Annotated in this window: 18 protein-coding genes and 3 tRNA genes; 18 read left to right on the top strand and 3 right to left on the bottom strand. The window is 42.5% G+C overall.

The features are described 5' to 3' along the window. Positions 1-9: 9 nt before the first annotated feature. Together BM107_RS20815 and BM107_RS25235 are read left to right on the top strand one after the other, a co-directional pair. Complete coding sequence (locus BM107_RS20815; RefSeq protein ID WP_090986937.1) at positions 10-1,089, top strand: phosphotransferase enzyme family protein; 1,080 nt, start codon at positions 10-12, stop codon at positions 1,087-1,089. 64 nt (positions 1,090-1,153) lie between these two features. Further along, positions 1,154-1,282 (top strand): hypothetical protein, encoded by a 129-nt coding sequence (locus BM107_RS25235; protein WP_262987389.1) that lies wholly within the window; start codon positions 1,154-1,156, stop codon positions 1,280-1,282. Between the two features lie 564 nt (positions 1,283-1,846). Here BM107_RS25235 and BM107_RS20810 read toward each other — a convergent pair. The 3 genes from BM107_RS20810 to BM107_RS20800 are packed head-to-tail and all read right to left on the bottom strand — an operon-like array spanning position 1,847 to position 3,401. Continuing rightward, complete coding sequence (locus BM107_RS20810) at positions 1,847-2,014, bottom strand: type II toxin-antitoxin system antitoxin (RefSeq protein ID WP_090986935.1); 168 nt, start codon at positions 2,012-2,014, stop codon at positions 1,847-1,849. Positions 2,015-2,016: 2 nt separating this feature from the next. Beyond that, on the bottom strand, positions 2,017-2,538 hold the full coding sequence (locus BM107_RS20805) for a hypothetical protein (RefSeq protein WP_090986933.1): 522 nt from the start codon (positions 2,536-2,538) through the stop codon (positions 2,017-2,019). A 5-nt stretch (positions 2,539-2,543) separates the two neighbouring features. After that, positions 2,544-3,401: an SPFH domain-containing protein gene (locus tag BM107_RS20800; protein ID WP_090987012.1), complete on the bottom strand. Its 858-nt coding sequence runs from the start codon at positions 3,399-3,401 to the stop codon at positions 2,544-2,546. Between the two features lie 118 nt (positions 3,402-3,519). On the opposite strand from BM107_RS20800, the gene BM107_RS20795 reads away from it, so the two are divergent. From BM107_RS20795 to BM107_RS20720, 16 genes are all read left to right on the top strand, one after another. After that, positions 3,520-5,598 carry an HD family phosphohydrolase gene (locus BM107_RS20795; protein WP_397240071.1) on the top strand — a complete coding sequence of 693 codons (2,079 nt, stop codon included), beginning with the start codon at positions 3,520-3,522 and terminating at the stop codon, positions 5,596-5,598. An 81-nt stretch (positions 5,599-5,679) separates the two neighbouring features. Continuing rightward, positions 5,680-5,766: transfer RNA gene (locus tag BM107_RS20790), tRNA-Ser, on the top strand. A 101-nt stretch (positions 5,767-5,867) separates the two neighbouring features. Next, positions 5,868-5,941: transfer RNA gene (locus BM107_RS20785), tRNA-Pro, on the top strand. A 54-nt stretch (positions 5,942-5,995) separates the two neighbouring features. After that, a tRNA-Pro gene (locus BM107_RS20780) sits at positions 5,996-6,069 on the top strand. Positions 6,070-6,220: 151 nt separating this feature from the next. Continuing rightward, positions 6,221-6,847, top strand: a complete 627-nt coding sequence (locus BM107_RS20775) for an RNA polymerase sigma factor (RefSeq protein ID WP_090986931.1) — start codon at positions 6,221-6,223, stop codon at positions 6,845-6,847. 68 nt (positions 6,848-6,915) lie between these two features. Then, the gene (locus BM107_RS20770) at positions 6,916-7,938 is read left to right on the top strand and encodes a FecR family protein (protein WP_090986929.1); all 1,023 of its coding nucleotides are present in this window, start codon (positions 6,916-6,918) and stop codon (positions 7,936-7,938) included. 86 nt (positions 7,939-8,024) lie between these two features. Beyond that, entirely contained in the window at positions 8,025-11,438 is a 3,414-nt protein-coding gene (locus BM107_RS20765; protein WP_090986926.1) for a SusC/RagA family TonB-linked outer membrane protein, read from the top strand. A gap of 10 nt (positions 11,439-11,448) precedes the next feature. Further along, positions 11,449-12,981 carry a SusD/RagB family nutrient-binding outer membrane lipoprotein gene (locus BM107_RS20760; protein ID WP_090986924.1) on the top strand — a complete coding sequence of 511 codons (1,533 nt, stop codon included), beginning with the start codon at positions 11,449-11,451 and terminating at the stop codon, positions 12,979-12,981. 62 nt (positions 12,982-13,043) lie between these two features. After that, complete coding sequence (locus tag BM107_RS20755) at positions 13,044-14,678, top strand: alpha-L-fucosidase (protein WP_090986922.1); 1,635 nt, start codon at positions 13,044-13,046, stop codon at positions 14,676-14,678. A gap of 3 nt (positions 14,679-14,681) precedes the next feature. Then, on the top strand, positions 14,682-16,997 hold the full coding sequence (locus BM107_RS20750) for a glycoside hydrolase family 20 protein (protein ID WP_208864436.1): 2,316 nt from the start codon (positions 14,682-14,684) through the stop codon (positions 16,995-16,997). Further along, entirely contained in the window at positions 16,998-18,314 is a 1,317-nt protein-coding gene (locus tag BM107_RS20745; RefSeq protein WP_090986918.1) for a gluconate:H+ symporter, read from the top strand. 17 nt (positions 18,315-18,331) lie between these two features. Continuing rightward, complete coding sequence (locus BM107_RS20740; protein ID WP_090986916.1) at positions 18,332-18,802, top strand: RidA family protein; 471 nt, start codon at positions 18,332-18,334, stop codon at positions 18,800-18,802. A gap of 1 nt (position 18,803) precedes the next feature. Next, a complete protein-coding gene (locus BM107_RS20735; RefSeq protein ID WP_090986914.1) occupies positions 18,804-19,919 on the top strand; it encodes a D-TA family PLP-dependent enzyme in 1,116 nt (371 codons plus the stop codon). A gap of 9 nt (positions 19,920-19,928) precedes the next feature. Further along, a complete protein-coding gene (locus BM107_RS20730; RefSeq protein ID WP_090986912.1) occupies positions 19,929-20,999 on the top strand; it encodes a dipeptidase in 1,071 nt (356 codons plus the stop codon). A gap of 11 nt (positions 21,000-21,010) precedes the next feature. After that, a complete protein-coding gene (locus BM107_RS20725; RefSeq protein ID WP_090987010.1) occupies positions 21,011-23,404 on the top strand; it encodes a glycoside hydrolase family 3 N-terminal domain-containing protein in 2,394 nt (797 codons plus the stop codon). 87 nt (positions 23,405-23,491) lie between these two features. After that, a complete protein-coding gene (locus BM107_RS20720) occupies positions 23,492-23,905 on the top strand; it encodes a VOC family protein (RefSeq protein ID WP_244278877.1) in 414 nt (137 codons plus the stop codon). The last annotated feature ends 163 nt before the right edge of the window (positions 23,906-24,068 follow it).

Here is a 24,068-nt window from a genome sequence, read left to right as displayed (position 1 = left end):
TATCGTCTTATGTTTCAGGCAGTTTTAAGTGCTTACGGACTTCGCGCAGACAGCTGTAAAATTGAACCTTTCGGCTCGGGGTTAATCAACCATACCTGGAAAGTTTGCCAAGAAGGTTTGGCCTATATTTTACAAGAGGTAAATACAACGGTTTTTCCTAAGCCTGAGTATATTGCCCATAATATCAGGGCGATAAAAGGATATCTGGATCAAACCGCTCCCGATTATTTATTTGTTGCCCCAATCAACGCCTCAAACGGGGATGATTTTGTAGTGGTAAATGATCGTTTTTACAGGCTTTTTCCCTTTATAGCACATTCCTGTACGATTGATTCTGTACAACGTCCGGAACAGGCCTATCAAGCCGCCAAACAGTTTGGTCAGTTCAGCAGGATACTTTATGCCTTCAAAGCTCAACAATTAAAACCTACTATCGAAGATTTTCATAACCTTCCCTTACGCGTAAGGCAGTTTAAAAATGCGCTAGCGCAAACCAGTAGTGAAAGGATGATCAAGGCAAGTTTTGCGATAGAAGAAATCATCAGGTATTACGATATAGAAGCGCAGTATACACAAATGGTAAAAAGCAGTGAACTGCATTTGCGGGTGGTGCATCATGATACCAAAATAAGCAATGTTTTGCTACAGTCCGAAACGGGGATAGGTTTAGGTGTAATTGATCTGGATACGGTAATGCCGGGATACTTTATCAGCGATGTGGGGGATATGATGCGCACCTATCTTTCAGAAGCCAATGAAGAAGAAAACGATTTTAATAAAATCGCCATTAGAAATGATGTTTTTGCTGCAATTTATAAGGGCTACATGGAAGAAATGAACCAGGTTTTAACTTTGGCTGAAAAACAGTTCTTTATCTATTCAGGCAAATTTATGATTTATATGCAGGCTGTAAGGTTCATCACCGATTTCTTGAACGGTGATATTTACTATAAAACAAATTATCCTGAGCAGAATTTGGTAAGGGGCTTAAATCAGATCGATTTATTAAACAAGTACGTGGCCAGACAGCAGGAATTTGAAGAAATAATAAGCGAAATTGATAAAAATCAGGAAATAGTTCTAAAATAATATAAAATGATCGGTGCAATTTAGGTGGCATGTCGAGATAGATAGGTTTGTTTTAAAGTGTTTTATGGGTGATTTATTCTTCGTTGGAACACTTCTCCGTATCTTTTTATTTATCATGCGCAAACGTTTGATCAGTCATGGAGGGTCGGGAGGTAAGATTGCAGGTGTTTGTGCTGTAACCGTTAGTGCCTAAACCCGATCTGATGGCTACAGGTCTTTCTATCCTGTAAGTTTTTACTCCGCTCCTTATCAAGGAAGGGTGTCCGCAGGGCGGGGTGGTTGATCAGCTCGTTATAAATTAAGTTAGCTTAACACTTAAATTTGGTGACGTTGGTTTAATCAATTTAGGTTTTTTGGAAATGAACGGTTATATGCGTTTCGCTTAGTGCAGTCCTGCTGTACGCTGTAGCCCTCATGCTTCGGGGCTGCCGCTTCCATCAGGTTTATTTACCTGGGCCGGTGCTGCTTCGGTTTCTAAATTCCGGAACCAGTTTACTTCCCTCCTTATCCAGGAGGGGTGCCCGCAGGGCGGGGTGGTTAAGTAGTTTGATGTAAAACGGTGGGTTTTGCGTTAGGGATTGTAAGGGTTTAGTACCGATCCTTCATCGGTACCGGAGCGCAGCGCAGCCCTGAAAAGCCCGACCCCATCCCGATTTTTTCATCGGGATGGGGGAACGACCATATTATTTACCAGTTGGCAATCTGTAGTTTACAGTTCATAGTTTGTCGTATTCAATTTCCAGCTAGACTCCAAAATTTATTCTTCCTTTGCTTTCCCCTTTTTTCTTGATTTTAATGCCTGTGTTAACAGAAACTCGATCTGCCCGTTTGTACTTCTAAACTCATCGGCGGCCCAGTTTTCCACTTCTTTTAATAAAGCAGGACTAATTCTTAATACAAACGCTTTTTTATCTTTCTCCGCCATTCTTATTGTATTGCTTGTATATGATACCTTGTTTTTAAGTTGATCAGGAATAATTCCATTTCATCAATTCTATTTGAGCTGAACAGCAGTTTTTTGCCGTTTTTAAATTCCAGCTGCAAGCCCCTGTTTTTGTCGTTTAAGATATAGGCTTTATCATCAAATTTAAACCAAAGCCTGATTTTAACACCATAGCCGCCATAATCACCAAATGCATCATATTTCGTTATATGGGCTTTCGCTATCTCATCCCATTTAAGGTGCTTTAATCTGGCCTTGAAGGGAAAGTAACGGTAATAAATTCCTTCCTCGTTGATCCGCAGTGTTAAAACATTTTGCTGGATAAGGTAAATAATGGCAAAAGGTAAAATTACGGCCCAAAGGGGTGCAAAATAAACAGCTTTTAAATCTGTAAAACTCATGCCTCCTTTGTCAAAAAGTACGATGCATAATACAATGATGGCATCAACACCTACGAGGAGGTATAGCCACCACAATTTTAAATGCTGTTGCTCCTCAAATTCCATTTTACCTAATTATATAAAGTGCCGGTGTTTACCACAGGTTGCACATGGCGGTCGCCGCAAAGTACAACCAGTAAATTGCTTACCATAGCTGCCTTACGCTCTTCATCCAGTTCTACAATTCCTTTTTGCGATAATTTTTCCAATGCCATTTCTACCATGCCCACTGCACCTTCAACTATTAATTTACGCGCTGCAATAACTGCTGTAGCCTGCTGACGCTGTAACATGGCGCTGGCAATTTCAGGTGCATAAGCTAGATGCGATATCCTGGCCTCCAAAACCTCAATGCCTGCACGCGATAAACGCTCATTCAGTTCACTCTCCAAAAGCTCACTTACTTTTTCGGCACCATCTTTTAAGGTGATGCTCGTTTCTTCTCCTTCAGCATGATCATAAGGAAAGATATTGGCCAGGTGCCTTACGGCAGCTTCGCTCTGGATGTTGACATATTGCATGTAATTTTCGACAGAGAAAACGGCTTTAGCCGTTTCGTTTACTTTCCAGACAACAACGGCCGCAATTTCTATCGGATTACCCAGTTTATCGTTCACCTTTAATTGCTGCCCGTTTAAATTGTTTGCTTTTAACGATACCCGCCTTTTTGCCGTTAAAGGATTTACCCAGAAAAAGCCGTCAGCTTTTACCGTGCCCATATATTTTCCGAACAGGGTGAGTACCATCGATTGGTTGGGATTGATGATTAAGAAGCCCGGAAAGAGTAGAAATACATCTATGGCCAAAAGTACGCCTCCCCAAATAAAGATTCCTGAAACAAAACAGAAAATGGAAGCGCCCAATAATGCTAAGCTTAGTGCAAAAGTTAAATAGCCAGATGGCGGATTGATAATTTTTTCTTGATACATAATTGATATTAATTTGATATCATAAAGTAAAATATAAAATCTGGTAATTGCAAACAAAACGCACAAAATGTATATTAGATAAAAATGTTATTTTTGACAATACTATAAATACATCGCTTTGGCCAAAATCAAAAGAAATTCGCATAAGATCCTTTACCGTAAATATTCATCAAACCTGAAATATGTGATGATGATATTTACAGTTTTCATTATTACGCTATTCCTGCCCAAACAGCCCCGGTTTAGATATGAGTTTGAAAAAAATGCAGTATGGAAAAACAAAGATCTGATTTCGCCTTTCAGTTTTGCTATTTTAAAAACCAATCCGCAGGTTAGTGCAGATAAAAAGAACGCTTTAAAAGATATTCTGCCCGTTTATCAGCTGGACAGGAGTGTTACGGAAAATGCATTGGAAGAGTTTGCGAATGAATTTGATGTGAAGTGGAGGTCGAAACAGCTTAGCGAGAAAGAGCGGGATACTTATAAAACTGCGGCCTACAAATTATTGCAGCGCATTTACCAGAAAGGTATTATTGGTCTGAATGTGAAACACCAGGCGGGCGGTAAAAACTATGATTTTTCACTGGTTGAAAACAATGTGGCGCAGGAGAAAAATACACAGGATGTTTTTACTGCTGAATCGGCCCTGAATTTTTTTAAAGATAATTTTAAGGCGCCAAATCAGGTTATGGGCGATCTGGTGGCAAACCTGGCCATTGATCACATTACCCCAAATATCATATTTGATGAACGGTTGACGCAAACCATCCAGGATAATACGGTGAACAACATTTCCACTACCAAAGGGATGGTGCAAAAGGGGGAGCTTATTGTTGCCAAGAACGATGTGATTGATGAAGAAATTTATCAGAAACTGGAATCTTATAAAGCTACTTACGATGCACAAACCAAAACCATTGGCAGCAGGGCACTGGTTTACTTAGGTCAGGTAGTGTTGGTTGGCTTTATTGTAACCATATTAATGTCGTTCCTTTTTCTTTTCCGGAAAGATATTTTTGCCGATAACCGCCAGCTTTCCTTAATTCTTATTGTCACCACAGGAATGCTGCTGGCTTTAACCTGGGCCATTAAGATGGAGATCCCAAGTTTGTACTATATTCCTTTTTGTGTGGTGCCGATTATCATCAGGATCCTTTTCGATACCCGTTTGGCGCTTTACCTTCACATGCTGGTGATTTTAATTGCCGGTTTCTTTGTGGCCAATAGTTTCGAATTTGTGTTCTACCAGGTTACTGCGGGTATGGTGGCTATATTCAGCATCAAAAACTTTGTAAAGCGCGAGCGGTTTCTGGTTTCGGCCTTATTTATTCTGCTGGCCTATTTTGTATCTTTTATAGGCATTGCCTTACTCCGCGAAGGTTCTTTCCGCGAAATCGAATGGGTAAATTTTGTGCCTTTTGTTTTTAGTGTATTGTTATCGCTCCTGGCTTATCCGTTAATTTACCTGTTTGAGCGTATTTTCGGCATCACTTCGGATGTAGCGCTGATCGAACTGACCAATACCAATAATAAACTGTTAAGGGAACTGGCTTTTAAAGCGCCTGGAACCTTTCAGCATTCGTTGCAGGTGGCTAACCTTGCTGAGGCAGCAATATTTAAAATTGGTGGTAATTCTGTGCTGGTTAGGGCAGGGGCCTTATATCACGATATTGGTAAGGTAGACAATCCACAGTATTTTATCGAAAATCAGAATACCGCTGTGAGTCCGCATGATAAATTGCCTTACGAGCAAAGTGCGCAGATTATCATTCAGCATGTGCACAAGGGGATTGAAATTTTAAGAAGGAACCAGATTCCTGAAGCCATTATTGATTTTATCAGGACACATCATGGAAATACCCGGGTGGACTATTTTTATCAGTCCTTTTTGAAAAATACACCAGAAAAATTCGTCGACGAAAATATTTTCCGCTACCCCGGCCCTATACCTTTTAGCAAGGAAACCGGGGTATTAATGCTTGCCGATTCGGTGGAAGCAGCCTCAAGAAGTCTGAAAAATCCCGATGCGCAGAACATAAACGATATCGTTGAGCGCATCATCAACTATAAATTGGAGCAAAATCAGCTTGATGACTGCGATTTGACGTTAAAAGATATTGAGACTATCAAATTGATATTCAAGACAATGCTGATGAGTATCTATCATGTGCGCATAGATTATCAACAAAATTTGTAATTTTTTTTTGTTCGATAACTTGTTTTACTATATTTGCAGACCTCAAAACAACGCCGGTAGGGCGGAAAAAGGAGGTTGAAAGGTGAGGTGCCTGAGAGGCCGAAAGGAACAGTTTGCTAAACTGTCGTACTGGTAACGGTACCGCGGGTTCGAATCCCGCCCTCACCGCTGAAATAAAAAAAAGTTGGTAAATAAATGGAAAAACCCAATAAAATCCATATCTTTGCCAACCCTTAGAAATAAGGTTAAAAAAGATCGATACCAAAGTTCGGGATGTAGCGTAGCCCGGTATCGCGCCACATTTGGGATGTGGAGGTCGTAGGTTCGAATCCTGCCATCCCGACTCAAAGTTCAATCCACTTTACAACAGGATTAAAAAAAGATCGATACCAATGTTCGGGATGTAGCGTAGCCCGGTATCGCGCCACATTTGGGATGTGGAGGTCGTAGGTTCGAATCCTGCCATCCCGACACAAAAACGAGAAGCCTTTAGATCGCAAGATTTAAAGGCTTTTTGTTTATATTCATACTTTCCCCTAAAAACCATAAATTTCAACCATAATTTCTCAATAAATTCCTTTCGTAGCTTAATTTTGCTAAGTTAGTAAAACGAATAATCCCTATGCCATTAAAAAAGGTTCAACTTCATGAAACCACTGCGCCCGAATGGAATGCCTTTAAGGGAGGGGATTGGAATGCCTACAGGCAGTTGTATAATATTCATTTTAAGGCGCTTAATAATTACGGGTATAAATTTACCAGGGATGTGAGCCTGATCGAGGATGCGGTACACGATTTATTTGTAAATTTATGGGCGAAGCGCGAACAATTAGGCAACCCCGTTTCGGTAAAAAACTACCTCTACAAATCGCTGCGGAACTTATTGCTCAGGAAGATGGACGTTCAGCAGCGTTTCTTGGCAATAGATTCAGCTGAAGATTATCCATTTAATTTTGAAGTATCATTTGATACCGTTTTTATGGAAGATGAGTCGAAGAAGGAACTTCAGCGCAAGTTAAAGGAGGCGATCCAAACCCTTTCGTCCAGGCAACAGGAAATTATCTATTTGAGGTTTTATGAAGGCCTGAGCTACGAAGCGGCTGCAGATATTATGAACCTGAATATTACATCCACCTATAAACTGCTTTATAAGGCCATTGGTAAACTTCAGGATCGGGTTAAGCTGGTCGATTTAATGATGATGTTAGCTATTATCGGGTCAAAAAGAGCACTTTTGGAAATAAATTAATTTTTTTTCAAAAATGTAGGGATAATTTAGGCTGGTCCATGTATATAGGGATATATAATTGCTGATATATGGATTTTTCTAAATTTATAAACTACACTTTTGAAGATTTTCTGAACGATGATGCTTTTTTGGCATTTGTTGTGGAGCAAAATGCTTCAGATGTATTGGCCTGGGAAAAATTTAGAGCGGCACATCCATATAAAAGCAGAATTGCCCTCGCTGCTTTTAATACCATTTCGGCTTACCGCCAGCAAAAAGTTTTCAGTAATGAGCAGGCACAACAATCGCTTTTTGAAAAAATTTCTGTCAGTATAACAGCAGGAGAGCCAAAAATCAAAAAACTTTCTTTTTCACCTTTCTTTAAGGTAGCCGCAGTTTTTGCAGTAGTCCTTTTATCTGCATTACTCTACTTCACGATGTGGAATAAAGATGCAGTTAAAACTGATTATGGCATAATCAAAACCATCACCCTGCCGGATGGGTCGGAAGTGACATTAAATGGGAATTCAAAAATCAGTTACGCTGCCAATTTTAATGATGGTCCAAGGGAAGTGTGGATTGATGGTGAAGCTTTATTTAAGGTGAAGCACATCAACATCGATACGAACCACATCCAGCCGGATGAAAAATTTATAGTGCATTGCGGAGACCTGAACATCGAAGTATTAGGAACCACCTTTAATGTAAAAAGCAGGCATGAAAAAACCAGTATAGGTTTATTAACCGGAAAGATCAGGGTAGATTATGACGATATCAATAAAAAGCGGATGCAGTTTGTGATGAAGCCCGGTGATTTGGTAAAACATGCTGATGAAAGTAATCTTGTTCACCAGAAAATGCTTAATCCGCAACATTTAACCGCCTGGATCAATCGTCAGCTCGTATTTCAGAATGCCAGTCTGGAAGAGATGATCAGTGTATTACAGGATGATCTGGGCTATGAAGTTGTGTTAGACGATAAAAAAATAAGCGAACTTAAGGTTGAAGGCGAAATTAATGTCGGCAGCGTTAAAGAATTGCTTCAGATTTTATCGACTACCTTACACCTCAATATTAAAACAAACAATAAGAAAATAACCATAACCAAATAGTTTGGAGAAGATTTAAGCGCTTGAATCTAACCTAAGCTATAATTAACCACAACAATTAACCAACAACAACTAAACTAAACAGGATTATGAGAATACTCTACCTTAGGAGGGTAGCTGGACACAGCTGTCTTACTTTGATGTTCTGTGCGTGTACATTATTTTGTTCCGCCCAGCTCCTGGCCCGCAATGTGGCACATGTAAATGGCATAAAAGCGCAAAGCCTTAGCGATAATAAACTATCGCTTAAAACCGCCTTACAACTGATCAAAACCAGATTTGATATTAAAATAGCGTATAAGGCAGGCATTCTGGAAAATAAAGATAGCAACCTGACTGAAACACAGCTGATGGCCTTTGGCGATGCCAAAACAGCTTTAACCTTTGCTTTAAACGGATCTTCACTGGATTTTAATAAGATCAGCGAGTCGCAGTATATCATTATTAATACGCAGGCCGGAAACGCAGCTGATGTAATTAAGGGTACCATTTTTTCAGCAAGTGATAACCTGCCGTTGATAGGGGCTACCGTATATATCAAAGGTACTAAAACCGGTGCTTCGACCGATGCGCAGGGGCAATTCAGCATCACCATTCCGAACGAACTGGCTGGGAAGCCCATCACTTTAAGCATTGCGTCTGTAGGCTACGAAACGCTTGAATTTCCGGTAAATGATTTTAAAACACCGATAAGCATAAAACTGAAGGAAAGTGCCAGCAGCTTAAACGATGTGGTGGTAACTGCCTTGGGTATAAAACGTGATAGCAAAGCTTTAGGCTATGCCGTTACAGAAGTTAAAGGATCTGAATTTACACAGGCCCGCGAAAATAACGTAGCTAATGCTTTAACAGGTAAAATTGCAGGGGTTAATGCTACGGGTTTATCCACTGGTCCGGGCGGATCCAGCCGGGTAATCATCCGTGGTAACGGTTCATTTAATGGCAACAACCAGCCGCTTTATGTAGTGAACGGAATGCCTATTGATAACAGCGTACCGGGTGGTGCAGCAACTACGAATGGATTAGCTACCAATGTGGATAGGGGTGATGGAATTTCAAGTATCAATCCTGATGATATTGAAAGTATTACGGTATTAAAGGGTGGTACCGCTGCCGCTCTATACGGTTCGCGTGCCAGTAATGGGGTAATTTTAATCACGACGAAAAAGGGAGTTAAACAAAAAGGTATCGGCGTAGAGTATAACACCACCTTTACCATTGAGAATGCCATTAATGATAATGATTACCAGTATGAATACGGACAGGGGCTTGGTGGGGTTAAACCCATGACGAAGAACGATGCGATAGCCACTGGTCGTTTATCGTTTGGGGCGAAGATAGATGGTTCTGATTATGTGGCCGCAGACGGATTGACCCATCCATACAGCGCGGTGAAAGATAATATCAAAAATTTCTATTCTACAGGAACAAATTTTACCAATACCATTGCATTTTCAGGTGGTACAGATGGTATTATTTACCGTTTATCTTTGTCCGATCTCGATAGTAAAGGGATTATTTCCAGTACCAGATTTAAAAGACAGACCGCTAACCTGAACATTAATGCAAAGATTACCGATAAAATAAAGGTAGAAGGTTTAGCACAATATAACCTGGAAAAAGGTTTCGGCAGAACACTGGCAGGCGATGCATTAGGTAATCCAAACTGGACACCCTATGAAGTGGCCAACACGGTAGATGTACGTTGGCTTGCTCCGGGTTACGATGCCGCCGGAAACCAAACGCCATGGAACGACGCCGGTATTGCCACCAACGGGTATTTTGTAATCAATAAATACCAGCAAAATGATGTAAAAAACAGGTTCATCGGCCAGGGGTCTATTACCTATGATATCGTGAAGAATTTCCAGTTAAAAGGGGTAATCAGCCGCGATTTTTATAACTATAATTATGTAAATATTTTGCCTACCGGAGATATTTACATCCCGAAAGGCCAGTATTCGGGCATTAAATCGGATGTTTCTGAAACCAACTCGCTGATTACCGGAAATTATAAAAACCGGATCGCCGATAAAATAGGCATTTCGATATTGGGCGGAGCCAACAGCCGCCGGTTTGAAAATAAACAGTTAAATATGGATGGAAATACCTTTACCATCCCTTTTTTCTACAGTTATAAAAACCTGGCCACTTCCAGCACGATTCCTACCTACCAAAGAATCAGGACAAATTCGGTTTTCGGATCTGCCGATGTGGATTACAAAAGTATTTTGTTTTTAACCTATACCGCACGTAACGATTGGTTTTCTACCTTAAGTCCGGATAATAACAGTATCTTATATCAAAGTGTTGGCGGTAGTTTTGTCGTATCTGATGCTTTCAAGTTGCCATCATCTATCGATATATTAAGAGTTCGTGCATCATGGGCTGAAGTAGGAGGTGGTGCTGCCGATCCATACAGAATTAATTTAAGTTATAGTAATGTACCAAGTTCAGGTCAACCACTTCAAAATGTAACCACGAACGACATTACCAACCCGAATCTGAAACCTTATACCTCTACCACTTACGAGGCAGGTGTAGAATTAAAAATGTTTAAGGGCCGTTTGGGATTGGATTTTACGGCCTACAGTCGCAAAACAACCGATGATATCCTCAATGCAGCCATCTCATCCACTTCAGGCTATAATAATGCCGTACTAAACGTGGGCGAACTGAGCAACAAAGGTATAGAGTTCCTCTTAACAGGTACTCCGGTGCAAGGCAATAAGTTCGGCTGGAATATCAGCTATAATGTAGCATACAATAAAAGTGAAGTGTTAAAACTGGTAGAAGGAACCACCACTTTTGAAATGGCACGTACCGTAGGCAACTGGGGTTACATTAACCAAACCGTTGGCAGTGCTTACGGAACCATTGTGGGAACGCGTATGCTCAGGAACGAAGCAGGCCAGATTGTTTATAATTCAACAACAAAACGGCCGGTTGCCACAGGTTTACAAGAACTTGGAAATGGGGTAGCACCGCTTACAATGGGCTTAACCCAGGATTTTAGATTTGGTAATTTCAACCTGAACTTTCTGATCGATGGTAAATTCGGAAATAAGGTGTTATCCATCAAAGAAGTTTATGCTACCCGTTTAGGATTATTAAAGAGCACCTTACCCGGACGTGAAAACGGATTGACCATTTCGGGGGTAGACCAGGCAGGAAACCCTTATTCTGCATTAATTCCGGTGAGCGATCTGCGGGCTTATTATAATGATATGCGTAATTATTCAGAATTATTTGTACATGATGGCAGCTTTATCAAACTTCGCCAGGCCATTTTATCTTACAATATTCCGGTTAAAAAACTCGATTTTCTTAAAATACAGTCGGCCAGTATCTCATTTGTTGCCCGTAATATCCTAACCTTCTATAAAAAGACCGATAATTTCGATCCTGAATCGAGTTTTACAAATGGTAATGCCCAGGGTTTCGAATCAATCGGATTGCCGCGTACACGTACTTTCGGTTTAAACCTGATGGTTAAATTTTAATACTTGAAAGATGAAAAAACTAATCAACAAATATAAATCCGCTGTTTGCATTGCGTTAACCAGCACCCTTCTAGCTTCATGTACAAAAGATTTTCAGGAAATTAATACTGATCCTGAATCTTCAACCACCATTCAGCCTGCTTATGTTTTTACTAAAGCGCAATACGATGGTGCCAAAAATAACCTGATTCTGCTGCTGGGTACCATGCAGTATACCACCAGTTTTAATGATGTGGCTGGTTTCGGATCAAAATATGTTTCCAGTCAAAGCCAACAATCTATGGCCCAGTTCAGCAATGCTTACTACCAGGAAATTAACGAGCTGGCCCTGGTGATCAATGCAGTGAAAAACGATCCTGAACAGGTAAATTTATTGGCCTCGGCACGGATCTGGAGAGCTTATTGTTTCAGTCGCATTACCGATTTGTACGGCGATATTCCATATACTGAGGCCGCCCAGGGTTATACCAATTCGAACTATAAGCCCGCCTACGATCCGCAAAGAAGTATCTATTTAGACATGCTGAAGGAACTGGACGAATCGGCATCAGGTTTAAATGCTGCTAAAGCTACCTTTGGTCAGGCTGATTTGATTTATGCGGGTAATACCGTTAAGTGGAAAAAATTTGCTTACTCCTTAATGCTCCGTCTGGGCATGCGTTTAACTAAGGTTGATGCCGCATTGGCCGAAACCTGGGTGAAAAAAGCAATAGCCGGAGGTGTGATTACCGATGATGCCGATATTGCTAAAATCAATTACATGAGCGCTGGTCAGGATATCAATAAAAATCCCATTGCCTTAAGTTTATACAACAGCGATTACATCAAAGCTGATGGTAACAGCAATCCCGAAGGCGGAAAATACCAGAATACCTTCATCACTTATATGAAAAACAATAAAGACCCGCGTTTAGGGATTCTTTCTGTGGTATACGTAAACGGTGTTGCCGATACTTCTATGGCGATACAAAAGGGCATGCCTGCTACGCTAAGCGCAAAACCTACTGATTTTGTAACCTATTCAGAACCCAATCAGAAAACCGTACTGGCCCTGGGTGGAGCGAAACTGATTTACACCACAGCTGAAACCAATTTCCTGCTGGCAGAAGCCGTTTTACGTGGATGGTATACTGGTGGCACAGCCACTACACTGTACGAATCAGGGATCCGCGCCGCCATGAAACAGTGGGCAATTATTGCTCCGTCAGACGGGATAATCAGCGATTTGCAGATCAATACCTATATCAAATACCACCCGCTTAATACCACTGGAACTTTTGATGCACAAATGCAGCAGATTTATACAGAATATTGGCTGGCGGCATTCCCTGATGCACAGGAAGCTTTCGCCAGTTACCGAAGAACGGGTTACCCGACTTTGGTACCCGTAAATTATGTTGGAAATGCTACAGGTGGCCGAATTTTCAGGAGGATGTTATATCCACTCTCTGAGCAGAACTTAAACCGTGCGTCGCTTGATGCGGCTATTGCCCGTCAGGGAGCCGATGATTTCATGACCCGCATCTGGTGGGACAAATTATAATATGCTAATCACATCCGGCAGGGGACTTAAAGCTTTGCCGGATGAATTAAAAGATCCGAAGAATGATATACCGAATACTATTAGTCTGTTTATTTTTTACCGGTACAGTTTCTGCGCAACGCAATGATGTAGTGGAAGATGAAACTTCCAGTAATTACAACTTAAACAAACCTGAACGTGAGGAATGGTTACGCAACACCGGAGCGGGTTTATTTATCCATTTCAATGTGGATGCACAGCTGGGTGTGGTGATCAGTCACTCTTTGGTCGGCGCTTCTGATGATTACACGGACCGTTATTTTAGCGAGCTCCCTAAAACATTTGATCCCTCCTCTTTTAATCCTAAAGAAATTGCCGAACTGGCAAAACTGGCCGGTATGAAATACATTGTTTTTACCACCAAGCACCATGCCGGCTTTTGTTTCTGGGATACCAAAACTACTGACTTTAAAATTACCAATACACCATATAAAAAAGACCTGCTGAAAGAATTTGTAAAAGCTACTCGTGAGGCTGGGCTCGATGTGGGCTTTTATTTTTCGCCGGAAGATTTTAATTTCCTTTATAAACACAAAATTCCCATCAGCAGAAATATCACCAACCTGGATGAAGCGACCAAAAAGGAATATGCAGCATATAACCGTAAACAAACGGAAGAGCTGATGCAGAATTATGGTAAGGTAGATGTATTGTTTATTGATGGCGACCCGAAAGAGGCTGTCAAAGAAACTTCGTGGAAAATGCAGCCTGATATCTTGATTACGCGTGGTGCCATTTTAACGCCTGAGCAAACGTTGCCGGGGGCTAAAATTACGCAACCATGGTTATCGCCGATTACCATTGGCACAGCCTGGCAGTACCAGCCTACTAATGAGCGATATAAATCAGGGTCTCAATTAATCGAGCTGTTGATCGAGGCCCGTGCCAAAGGCGGTTCATTGCTGCTCAATGTGGGGCCAAAAGCAAATGGCACCTTGCCCAACGAGCAGGAGGATCGTTTACGTGAAATGGGAGCGTGGTATTTTATCAACCACGAATCGATGGATCATGTGCGCAGCTGGGTAGTGAGCAAAGAGCAAAATATTTACTTCACCCAAAAAGCGCCTGGAACTTTGTTTGCCATTGTGATGGATGCGAAAAACTGGAAAGAGGGCGAACGCAAAACTTTTCTGTTAAAATCTGCCAGGGCTACTGCGAATACAAAAATCAGTGTATTGGGGCAAAACAGTAAGATTATTGAATACAAACCTGATCTGGATGTATCATCACGATTCAAGCAAACGGCCAATGGACTGGAGCTTTCTGTAGTAAAAGCACAACGTATTTACGACGATCACCGCTGGCCAAATCCTGTTGTAATTAAGCTGGAAAATGTGGAACCGGTATTTACCGAAGCGGCAATGGTACAGAGTGGTGATTACAAAGTTGCTGCAGGTGTTGCTACACTAAATGGCAAAGTGCTTAACCATGCTAAAATCAAACCCGAACGGGCAAGGTTTTACTACCGCCCATATCTGGGGCAGGTAGAAACACTGTATGCAGAAGCATGGAAAATGAGTCCTTGGGTAAATATCAAGGCCGATGGAACTTTTAGCGGAACGGTAAAATTATCTAAAGGTGCTTACGAATATAAAGCCATTGTAGAACAGCAAAGTGTAATAATAGAAGGAGAAAATAAAGTTTTAAACTTACCTTAGGGAATGCTAAAAGGTTTTACGACGATGTGTTTCCTGAATCGAGCGCTTTCAGAGAGGGTAAAATGGCTCGCCTTGATCTTTGCATTGGGCATTCAGTTTTTCTCGGGTAACATATTGGCGCAGGGGTATAGCGGATCATCGATTATTCCTAAACCTGCCCTTGAGCTGAAGCGTTCGGGAAGTTTTGCGATACAAAAAACAACCAGGTTGCATATTTCCGGTTCTGATCATTTAAGCACTGCGTTTTTTGATCAATACCTCAAAGATTTATCGGGTTTTACACTTTTGCGAAGCAATAGGCCAGTGTCAAAAGGAATCAATCTCATGGTTGATACCCATCTGAAGTTAAAATCAGAAGGTTACTTACTTGATGTTTCTCAAAATGGCATAACCGTTAAAGCCATTGATGAAAAAGGACTGTTTTATGGTTTGCAATCGCTGGTGCAACTCTTCAGGGAAAAAAATAAGATAATTACGGTACCGGCGTACCACATTCAGGATGAGCCACGTTTCGCTTATCGCGGTATGCATCTGGATGTGGCCCGACACTTATTTAGCGTTCAATCGATAAAAAAATGGCTAGATCTGCTGGCGTTTTACAAGATCAACACCTTCCATTGGCATTTAACCGACGACCAGGGTTGGCGGATAGAGATTAAAAAGTATCCCTTGTTGCAAAGTGTTTCCGCTTATCGGGATGAGACGCTAGTCGGACATAAAAGGGCTGATCCGCACCGTTTTGATGGAAAAAGATATGGTGGTTACTATACACAGGAAGAAGTAAAAGACATTGTGGCCTATGCCAGCGCACGCCAGATTACCACCATCCCCGAAATTGAAATGCCAGGACATGCACAGGCCGTACTGGCGGCCTATCCACAGCTGGGTTGTACCGGCGGACCTTACCAAACGGCCACCTATTGGGGCGTATTTGAAGATGTTTTCTGTGCAGGGAACGAAAAGACTTTTCAATTCCTTGAAGATGTGCTGGATGAAGTCATTCCCTTGTTTCCTTCAGCGTATATCCATATCGGTGGCGATGAATGTCCGAAAAACCGCTGGCACAATTGCCCTAAATGTCAGAAAAGAATTAAAGCGGAGCAGCTTAATGGCGAGCACGAACTGCAGGCTTATTTTATTGCGAGGATTGAGCGCTACCTGAATGCAAAAGGTAAAAAGATTATCGGCTGGGATGAGATTTTAGAAGGTGGGTTGGCACCCGATGCTACGGTGATGAGCTGGCGGGGCCTGGAAGGCGGCATTGCTGCGGCCAGGTTAAAACACGACGTCATCATGACGCCTGAAAAATTTCTTTATCTGGATTACTATCAATCACTCAATAAAACGGAACAAACCGCTGCGGGCGGCTATCTGCCATTAAAAAAGGTATATGATTATGAACCCATGCCAGCTGAACTGAATCCCGAACAACAACAATATATCAAAGGTGTGCAGGCAAATGTTTGGAGTGAATACCTGAGCGATGCTTCTAAAGCAGAGTATATGATCTTTCCCCGTGTAATAGCCGTTGCCGAAACCGCATGGTCGCGTAAAGAAAATAAGCTTTATGCTGATTTCCTTGCCCGGTTAATGGCAAATAGACGGTTTTTAAAAAAACTGAATTATTCGACCGCTTTTTATGATATTACCGGCGCAAGCATAAATGATGCAAAAGCTTTTGCATTAAGTACCGATTTGCCAAACGACGAAATCCGTTATACGCTAAATGATAAAAAGCCTGATCTGGGTAGCACAAAATATTCAGGCCCTATTCCAATTACACAATCTCTAAGGATAAAAGCCCAGCTTTTTAGGGCAGCCAAGCCGGTAGGGAATATGTTTGAGCAGGTTATTCTTAAAAGTATGGCAACCGGTAAAAAAGTAACACTTACCCACAGCGGACAGGGCAACTATAATATCGATGCCCAGCGTTTAACCAACGGTATCCAGGGATCGTATTTATACAACAACGGAGAGTGGCTGGGGCTTAGCGGCGGGGATTTTGAAGCCGTAGTTGATTTGGGCGAAGAAAAAACAATACGTGAAGTGGGCATCAATACCTTAAATTACAAGTGGCAGAAAATGCATCCTCCTAAATTACTTTTAATAGAAGTTTCAACTGATCAGCAGGTTTACACTGAAGTATCAAGGCAAACCGTTTTCAGTGTAGAGGGCATCAATATGGCCTTGCACAAAATTAACCCCGCAAAAGCCCGGTACGTACGGATTAAAGCCAGTAATATTGGAATTATACCCGACGGTTTTTACGGCGCAGGAACAAAAGCCTGGCTACTGTTAGATGAGATTATCGTAAATTAAATGACTATACTAATCGTTCTGCTTTGCATCGCACTACTCATTGTACTGATCTCGGTTTTCAAGATCAATGCTTTCATCTCTTTTTTATTGGTATCATTTATTGCCGGTTTAGCGCTGGGTCTACCTCCGGCAAAAATCCCCGCCAGTATAGAAAAGGGGATGGGCGACGTACTGGGTTCGCTGGCCATCATCATCACCGCAGGTGCGATGTTGGGTAAACTGGTGGCCGAAAGCGGTGCTGCGCAAAAGATTGCCCAGGTAAGTATGCGGGTGTTCGGACAAAAGTATATTCAATGGGCCATGGTACTCACCGGATTTCTGATTGGTATTCCGCTTTACTATGGCATCGGCTTCGTATTGATGGTACCCCTGATTTTCTCAGTGGTTTACCGCTACAAATTACCAGCTTTATATATTGGCCTGCCCATGCTTGCCGCATTATCGGTTACCCATGGTTTTTTACCTCCGCATCCATCGCCGGCAGCTTTGGTGGTGCAATTTAAGGCAGATATGGGCTTAACGTTGTTATATGGCCTGGCTGTTTCTATCCCGGCAATCGTTATCGGCGGCCCAATATTTTCGCAGACATTAAAAAGTATTATCGCAGTACCCATCGCTTCATTCAGCGCCGCTGAACGCGCTGAGCACGACCTGCCCAGTGGCTTTAAAAGTTTTTTCACCGCTTTACTCCCGGTAATATTACTGGCTGCTGCATCTTTCCTTCCACTCTTAATGGGCCAGGATTCCTCCATTTTGCCTTACATTTTGTTTGCCGGCCAGCCTGCTGTGGTAATGCTGATTGTACTGATCGCAGCCACCTGGTTATTGGGGTTGTCGCAGGGTAAAAAGATGACCGAAATTATGGGTATTTATGGTGAGGCAGTAAAAGACATTGCTTTGATTTTACTGATTATTGCCGGATCTGGTGCTTTGAAGCAAATTTTAACCGAGAGCGGTGTGAGTAACCAAATTGCGTCTTACCTCCAGCACGTTGAGCTGGAGCCATTATTCCTGGCCTGGCTGATCGCGGCTTTGATCCGCTTTTGTGTAGGCTCTGCAACGGTTGCAGGTTTAACCACTGCCGGTATCATTGTACCCTTAATGGAGCAGACACATACCAATCCAAACCTGATGGTGCTTGCAGTAGGCGCCGGGAGCCTCATGTTCTCGCACGTTAATGATGCCGGATTCTGGATGTTTAAAGAATATTTTGGCTTAAGTTTAAAAGATACCTTTAAATCGTGGGCATTAATGGAGTCAATAGTTGGCATTGTTGGTCTGCTTGGCATACTTTTGCTTCACCTGATTATCGCTTAATTATAACACATATAAAAATGGAAAATTTAACTCCCGACGAACGCTTCGAACAATTAAAACTGAACCTTCCACCCGCGCCCGCGCCATTAGGCGTGTATAAACCTTGCCTGGTTGATGGAAAATATCTTTATCTGAGTGGCCACGGACCGGTACAGGATGATAAATCACTCATTATTGGCCGGATCGGATCAGATTTAAATCAGGAAGAAGGCAAACTTGCTGCTTTACAGGTGGGCTTAACCATGTTATCGACTATCAAAACCAATTTAGGCAGTTTGAACAAAGTTAAACGGGTAATTAAAGTATTGGGCATGGTGAACTGTACGCCCGAATTTGAGAAACATCCTTTTATCATTAACGGATGCAGCGAGCTTTTCGCAAAAGTATGGGGCGAAGAAAACGGGATTGGTGTACGCAGTGCGGTAGGTTTCGGCTCATTGCCTGATAATATTCCGGTTGAGATTGAGGCCTTATTCGAACTGTTTTAAGATGGAACAAGAGCAAGCCTGGTATCTGCTGCCTGATGAAGCGCGTATTGAAACGCCATCGCTTATTTTTTATGAGGAACGTTTGCAAGCGAATATCAGTTTACTGAAAAGTATGATTGACCGCATAGACCGGTTAAGGCCTCATGTAAAAACCTATAAGTGCAGGGAAATTACCAGGCTGCTGTTATCGGCCGGCATCAACAAATTTAAATGCGCTACCATTGCAGAGGCAGAGATGCTGGCGATGGATCAGGCACCTGATGTTTTGCTGGCTTATCAACCGGTGGCCGAGAATATCAGCCGCTTTTTTAAACTGAAAAATCAATATCCCAATACGGTTTTCAGCTGCCTGGTAGATCACCCGGCTATAGCTGAACAGCTTTCAGTAATGGCGATTAAAGAGGATGTAAAAGTTGATGTTTACATCGATTTGAATGTAGGCATGAACAGAACTGGCCTATTGCCCCATCAGGCCTTCGGCTTAGTGCAGAGCCTGCAGCATTTTACCGGTTTAGCGGTTAAGGGTTTGCACGCTTATGATGGTCATATTCATGATTCGGCTATGGACGTTAGGATGGAGAAATCGGCGCCTGTTATTAAACAGTTGTTTGATCTGCGCGAACAGCTTGAGGCGCACTTAGGATATGAGATTACCGTTGTAGCAGGCGGTACGCCTACCTTTCCGGTCTACGCCTCGCAAACCGGTTTTGAATGTAGTCCTGGTACTTTTATCCTTTGGGATAAGGGTTATCAGGATGCTTACCCGGAACAGGCTTTTCATACTGCCGCATTGGTGGCCAGCAGGGTAGTTTCCCTTCCAAATGATGGATGGCTCTGTACTGATCTCGGGCACAAAGCGGTGGCGGCAGAAAAGGAGCTGAAAAATCGTGTATTTTTTATCAATGCCCCACTTCTTGAAGTGCAAAGCCAGAGTGAAGAGCATCTGGTATTGCGCAACCCCACGCCCAAAACCTATTTGCCTGGCGATATGCTGTACGGATTACCTTATCATGTTTGCCCAACTGTTGCCCTCCATGAAAAGGCCATTTGCCTGAAGGTAAACCAATCCATGGAGTATTGGGAAATCATTTCCCGAAAAAGAAAAATTACCATTTAAAGAATTAGTATGTTTACAATAGACGCCCATTTGGATTTAAGCATGAACGCTTTGGAATGGAACCGTGATTTAACACAGGAGGTTTCAGCCATTAATCAGCGTGAAGCGGGTTTGACCGACAAGCCTGACCGGGCCCTGGCCACCGTGTCGCTGCCCGAGCTGCGTAGAGGAAATATTGGTTTAGTGGTGGCCACGCAAATTGCAAGATATGTGGCACCTGATAACCAGTTGCCTGGCTGGCATTCTCCGGAGCAAGCCTGGGCGCAAACCCAGGGACAGCTGGCCTGGTACAAGGCCATGGAAGATGCCGGTGAAATGTTTCAGGTTCATAACCTCGAAACGCTGGAAAAACACATCACTTTATGGCAAAATGATCAGCCTGCAGCTGAAAAGCCTGTAGGCTACATCCTCAGTCTGGAAGGTGCAGATTCATTGGTTACACCCCGGCATCTCGAACGAGCATGGCAGAACGGTTTACGTGCGGTTGGCCCTGCACATTATGGCCCCGGCCGCTATGCACAGGGAACGGATGCAACAGGTAAAATGACTGCGTTGGGGCATGAGCTGTTAAAGGAAATGGAATGGTTAAACGTCATCTTAGACGCTACGCATTTATGTGATGATAGTTTTTGGGATGCTTTGAGCCGTTTTAACGGACATGTTTGGGCTTCGCATAATAATTGCCGCAGTTTGGTAAACCATAACCGCCAGTACAGCGATGAGCAGCTTAAAGCGCTCATTGATCGCGGAGCTGTAATTGGTGCTGCGCTCGATGCCTGGATGATGGTGCCCAACTGGCAACGTGGTGTTTCACAGCCTAAGGAAATGAACTGTAACCTCGAAGTGATGATCGATCATATTGACCACATTTGCCAGCTTGCAGGTAATGCATTGCATGTGGGCATCGGTTCAGATCTGGATGGTGCCTTTGGCAAAGAACAGTGTCCTTACGACCTCGAAACCATTGCCGATTTACAAAAAGTACCTGATTTATTTATAAAAAGAGGATATACCGATGCGGATGTCGAAAACCTGATGAACGGAAACTGTTTACGTTTTTTGAAGAAGGCCTGGGCATAATTTGAATGGATATGATTAAAAGAATACAATTTGCTATAGGTTTGGGGCTGGCATTTTCAATTTCGCATCTCCCGGTTTTTGCACAAAACAAAAGCACACTTCCTTTATACAAAAATGCAAAAGCACCTGTAGAAAGCCGGATTAAAGATCTGCTTTCGCGGATGACGGTTGAAGAAAAAGTGGGGCAGATTTCCATGCCATTAGGCTGGCCGATGTACAATAAAAACGGTAATGAAGTTGAGGTAAGCGAGACCTTTAAAAAATCATTAAAGGAGTCGTATACCGGGATGTTGTGGGCTACACTACGGGCAGATCCCTGGACCAAGAAGACACTTGCAAATGGATTGAATCCTGAACTGGCCGCAAAAGCTACAAATGCCATTCAGAAATATGCGGTTGAAAATACGCGTTTAGGTATCCCCATATTACTTTCTGAAGAAGCGCCTCACGGCCACATGGCTATTGGTACAACCGTTTTCCCTACTTCAATAGGGCAGAGCAGTACCTTTAATCCGGAGTTGATTGAAAAAATGGCCAGGGCAATTGCTGAGGAGACACGCGTACAGGGCGGTCATGTTGGCTATGGACCAGTGCTTGACCTGGCACGAGAACCCAGGTGGTCGAGGGTGGAAGAAACTTATGGGGAAGACCATGTACTGATTAGCAGAATGGGCGAAGCAATGGTGAGAGGGATGCAGGGAAAATCGATTAATAGCGGAGTAAATGTAGTGGCCACCTTGAAACACCTGGCTGCCTATGGCGCACCGGAGGGCGGACATAACGGTAGCAGCATCAACCTGGGATTGCGCACTTTACATCAGTTTTACCTTCCACAGTTTAAAGCCGCAGTTAAGGCAGGGGTTTTGTCGGTGATGACTTCGTACAATTCCATTGATGGCGTTCCCTGTTCCTCAAATGAAATGCTGCTTAAAGATGTACTGATTAAAGATTGGGATTTTAAGGGCTTTGTGGTTTCTGATCTGAACAGCATTTCGGGATTAAAATCGAATCATCACGTCGCTGGAACAGCGGCTGAGGCTGCTGCAATGGCTATTAACGCCGGTTTAGATGCCGATTTAAGCGGAATAGGTTATGGAAAAGCTTTACTTGATGCCATAAAACAGGGTAAAGTTTCCATCAAGGTATTGGATAGCGCTGTAAGTAAGGTACTTCGGATAAAATTTCGGATGGGTTTATTTGAAAACCCTTATGTTGATCCGCAGGTGGCTAAACAAAAAGTGAGAAATGAAGAAAAAATTGGCCTGGCGCGTGAGGTGGCCCGGGAATCCATTATCTTATTAAAAAATCAGAACCAGCTGCTTCCACTCAGTAAAAAAATAAAAAGTATTGCCGTTATAGGCCCAAATGCCGACAATGTTTACAACCAATTGGGCGATTATACAGCGCCGCAGGCAGCAGGTAATGTAATTACTGTTTTACAGGGGATTAAAAACAAACTGGGTGAAACAACCCAGATCAATTATGTAAAAGGATGTGCCATCCGCGATACGCTTTCAAGCGAGATTGAAAATGCGGTTATGGCAGCGAAAAAATCTGACGCGGTGGTAATGGTATTGGGCGGTTCCAGCGCCCGTGATTTTAAAACGGAATACATTGAAACCGGTGCGGCTAAAGTGAATGCAAAAGCAGAGGCCCTTAGCGATATGGAAAGTGGCGAAGGATATGACCGGGCTACACTTGATTTAATGGGCGACCAGGTGAAGTTGCTAAAAGCGGTAATGAAAACAGGAAAACCTGTTGTACTTGTATTAATTAAAGGAAGACCTTTAAACTTAAACTGGGCTGCGGAAAATGTCCCGGCTATTCTAGATGCCTGGTACCCGGGGCAGGAAGGTGGTAATGCAATTGCCGATGTACTTTTTGGCGATTATAACCCAGCGGGAAGGTTAAGCATTTCAGTTCCAAAATCGGTTGGACAGCTACCGGTTTATTACAATGCGCGTTATCCGGAGAAACACGATTATATAGAAATGGATGCTAAGCCCTTATATCCTTTTGGCTATGGGTTAAGTTATACCACTTTTGCTTATCAGAATCTTCAGATAGCGACTAATCCCGGTCAAAAAACAGTAAATGTTAAAATAGATTTGAAAAATACAGGATCAACAGATGGTGAGGAAGTGGTACAACTTTATCTGCGACATCAGCAATCATCAGTAGTAATGCCTGTTAAACAGCTTATCAAGTTTAAAAGGGTGGCTTTGAAGAGCGGGGAACAAAAGACGATTACTTTTAGCATCAATCCATCAGATCTTGAAATTTATAACCAGAAGATGCAATGGGAAGTTGAAGCGGGAACTTATCATTTAATGGTAGGCAGTTCATCAGATGATATACAGCTTGAAAAGGATTTTGTAGTTCATCATTCGGCTATCCTGCGTTAGTATTTCAAAATCTTGGAAAAAAAATAACCGCTGACAATTTGTTGTCATAAAGCTTCCTGAAATTTGTCTGAAATAAATTAAAGACAAATGATTAATCTCGTTTCAATCAGGATCATCACTGAAGATGTTAGTAAAATGTTGGAGTTTTATGAGCAGATCATTCAGATAAAGGGTGTTCGCTTTACGGAAGATTTTGCAGAGCTGCAAACTGCTTATGTAACACTCGCAATTGGGAGCACCAGAACTTTACAGTTTTTCGGGGGGACTGAAGTTGCCAAAGCAGCCAAAAACCGCTCGGCCATTATCGAATTCATTACAGATGATGTAGACCGGATTTATCAGGAACGATCCGGGTTTCTGGCTACATATTTAGTTCAGGAACCCACAACTATGCCCTGGGGAAACCGTTCGCTTTTGTTCCGTGACCCTGATGGAAATCTCGTTAATTTTTTTACACCGGTTAGTACGGAAGCCATCAGGAAATTTGAGGCTAAGCTTTAGTGTCAGGTTGACAATATTGCTGAAAAATTTCCGGCAGCTAAGCTCTGCCATTTGGAATTTTCATGTAGAAATCGTCATCTCGACCGAAGCAAAGCGAAGTGGAGAGATCTATCCTGCAAGAAAGACCCTGAAACAAGTTCAGGGTGACGTATTATCGATAGAT

It is taken from the genome of Pedobacter suwonensis (genome assembly GCF_900111825.1).
GTDB lineage: Bacteria > Bacteroidota > Bacteroidia > Sphingobacteriales > Sphingobacteriaceae > Pedobacter > Pedobacter suwonensis.
This window is presented reverse-complemented; position numbering and strand designations above follow the sequence as displayed.

What these genes read in the sequence shown, in the direction of transcription:
- BM107_RS20800 (WP_090987012.1), bottom strand. Translation starts at nt 3,401, where the DNA reads ATGTATCAAGAAAAAATTATCAATCCGCCATCTGGCTATTTAACTTTT.
- BM107_RS20775 (WP_090986931.1), top strand. Translation starts at nt 6,221, where the DNA reads ATGCCATTAAAAAAGGTTCAACTTCATGAAACCACTGCGCCCGAATGG.
- BM107_RS20755 (WP_090986922.1), top strand. Translation starts at nt 13,044, where the DNA reads ATGATATACCGAATACTATTAGTCTGTTTATTTTTTACCGGTACAGTT.
- BM107_RS20745 (WP_090986918.1), top strand. Translation starts at nt 16,998, where the DNA reads ATGACTATACTAATCGTTCTGCTTTGCATCGCACTACTCATTGTACTG.
- BM107_RS20730 (WP_090986912.1), top strand. Translation starts at nt 19,929, where the DNA reads ATGTTTACAATAGACGCCCATTTGGATTTAAGCATGAACGCTTTGGAA.
- BM107_RS20740 (WP_090986916.1), top strand. Translation starts at nt 18,332, where the DNA reads ATGGAAAATTTAACTCCCGACGAACGCTTCGAACAATTAAAACTGAAC.
- BM107_RS20815 (WP_090986937.1), top strand. Translation starts at nt 10, where the DNA reads ATGTTTCAGGCAGTTTTAAGTGCTTACGGACTTCGCGCAGACAGCTGT.
- BM107_RS20760 (WP_090986924.1), top strand. Translation starts at nt 11,449, where the DNA reads ATGAAAAAACTAATCAACAAATATAAATCCGCTGTTTGCATTGCGTTA.
- BM107_RS25235 (WP_262987389.1), top strand. Translation starts at nt 1,154, where the DNA reads ATGGGTGATTTATTCTTCGTTGGAACACTTCTCCGTATCTTTTTATTT.
- BM107_RS20805 (WP_090986933.1), bottom strand. Translation starts at nt 2,538, where the DNA reads ATGGAATTTGAGGAGCAACAGCATTTAAAATTGTGGTGGCTATACCTC.
- BM107_RS20720 (WP_244278877.1), top strand. Translation starts at nt 23,492, where the DNA reads ATGATTAATCTCGTTTCAATCAGGATCATCACTGAAGATGTTAGTAAA.
- BM107_RS20735 (WP_090986914.1), top strand. Translation starts at nt 18,804, where the DNA reads ATGGAACAAGAGCAAGCCTGGTATCTGCTGCCTGATGAAGCGCGTATT.
- BM107_RS20750 (WP_208864436.1), top strand. Translation starts at nt 14,682, where the DNA reads ATGCTAAAAGGTTTTACGACGATGTGTTTCCTGAATCGAGCGCTTTCA.
- BM107_RS20810 (WP_090986935.1), bottom strand. Translation starts at nt 2,014, where the DNA reads ATGGCGGAGAAAGATAAAAAAGCGTTTGTATTAAGAATTAGTCCTGCT.
- BM107_RS20725 (WP_090987010.1), top strand. Translation starts at nt 21,011, where the DNA reads ATGATTAAAAGAATACAATTTGCTATAGGTTTGGGGCTGGCATTTTCA.
- BM107_RS20770 (WP_090986929.1), top strand. Translation starts at nt 6,916, where the DNA reads ATGGATTTTTCTAAATTTATAAACTACACTTTTGAAGATTTTCTGAAC.
- BM107_RS20765 (WP_090986926.1), top strand. Translation starts at nt 8,025, where the DNA reads ATGAGAATACTCTACCTTAGGAGGGTAGCTGGACACAGCTGTCTTACT.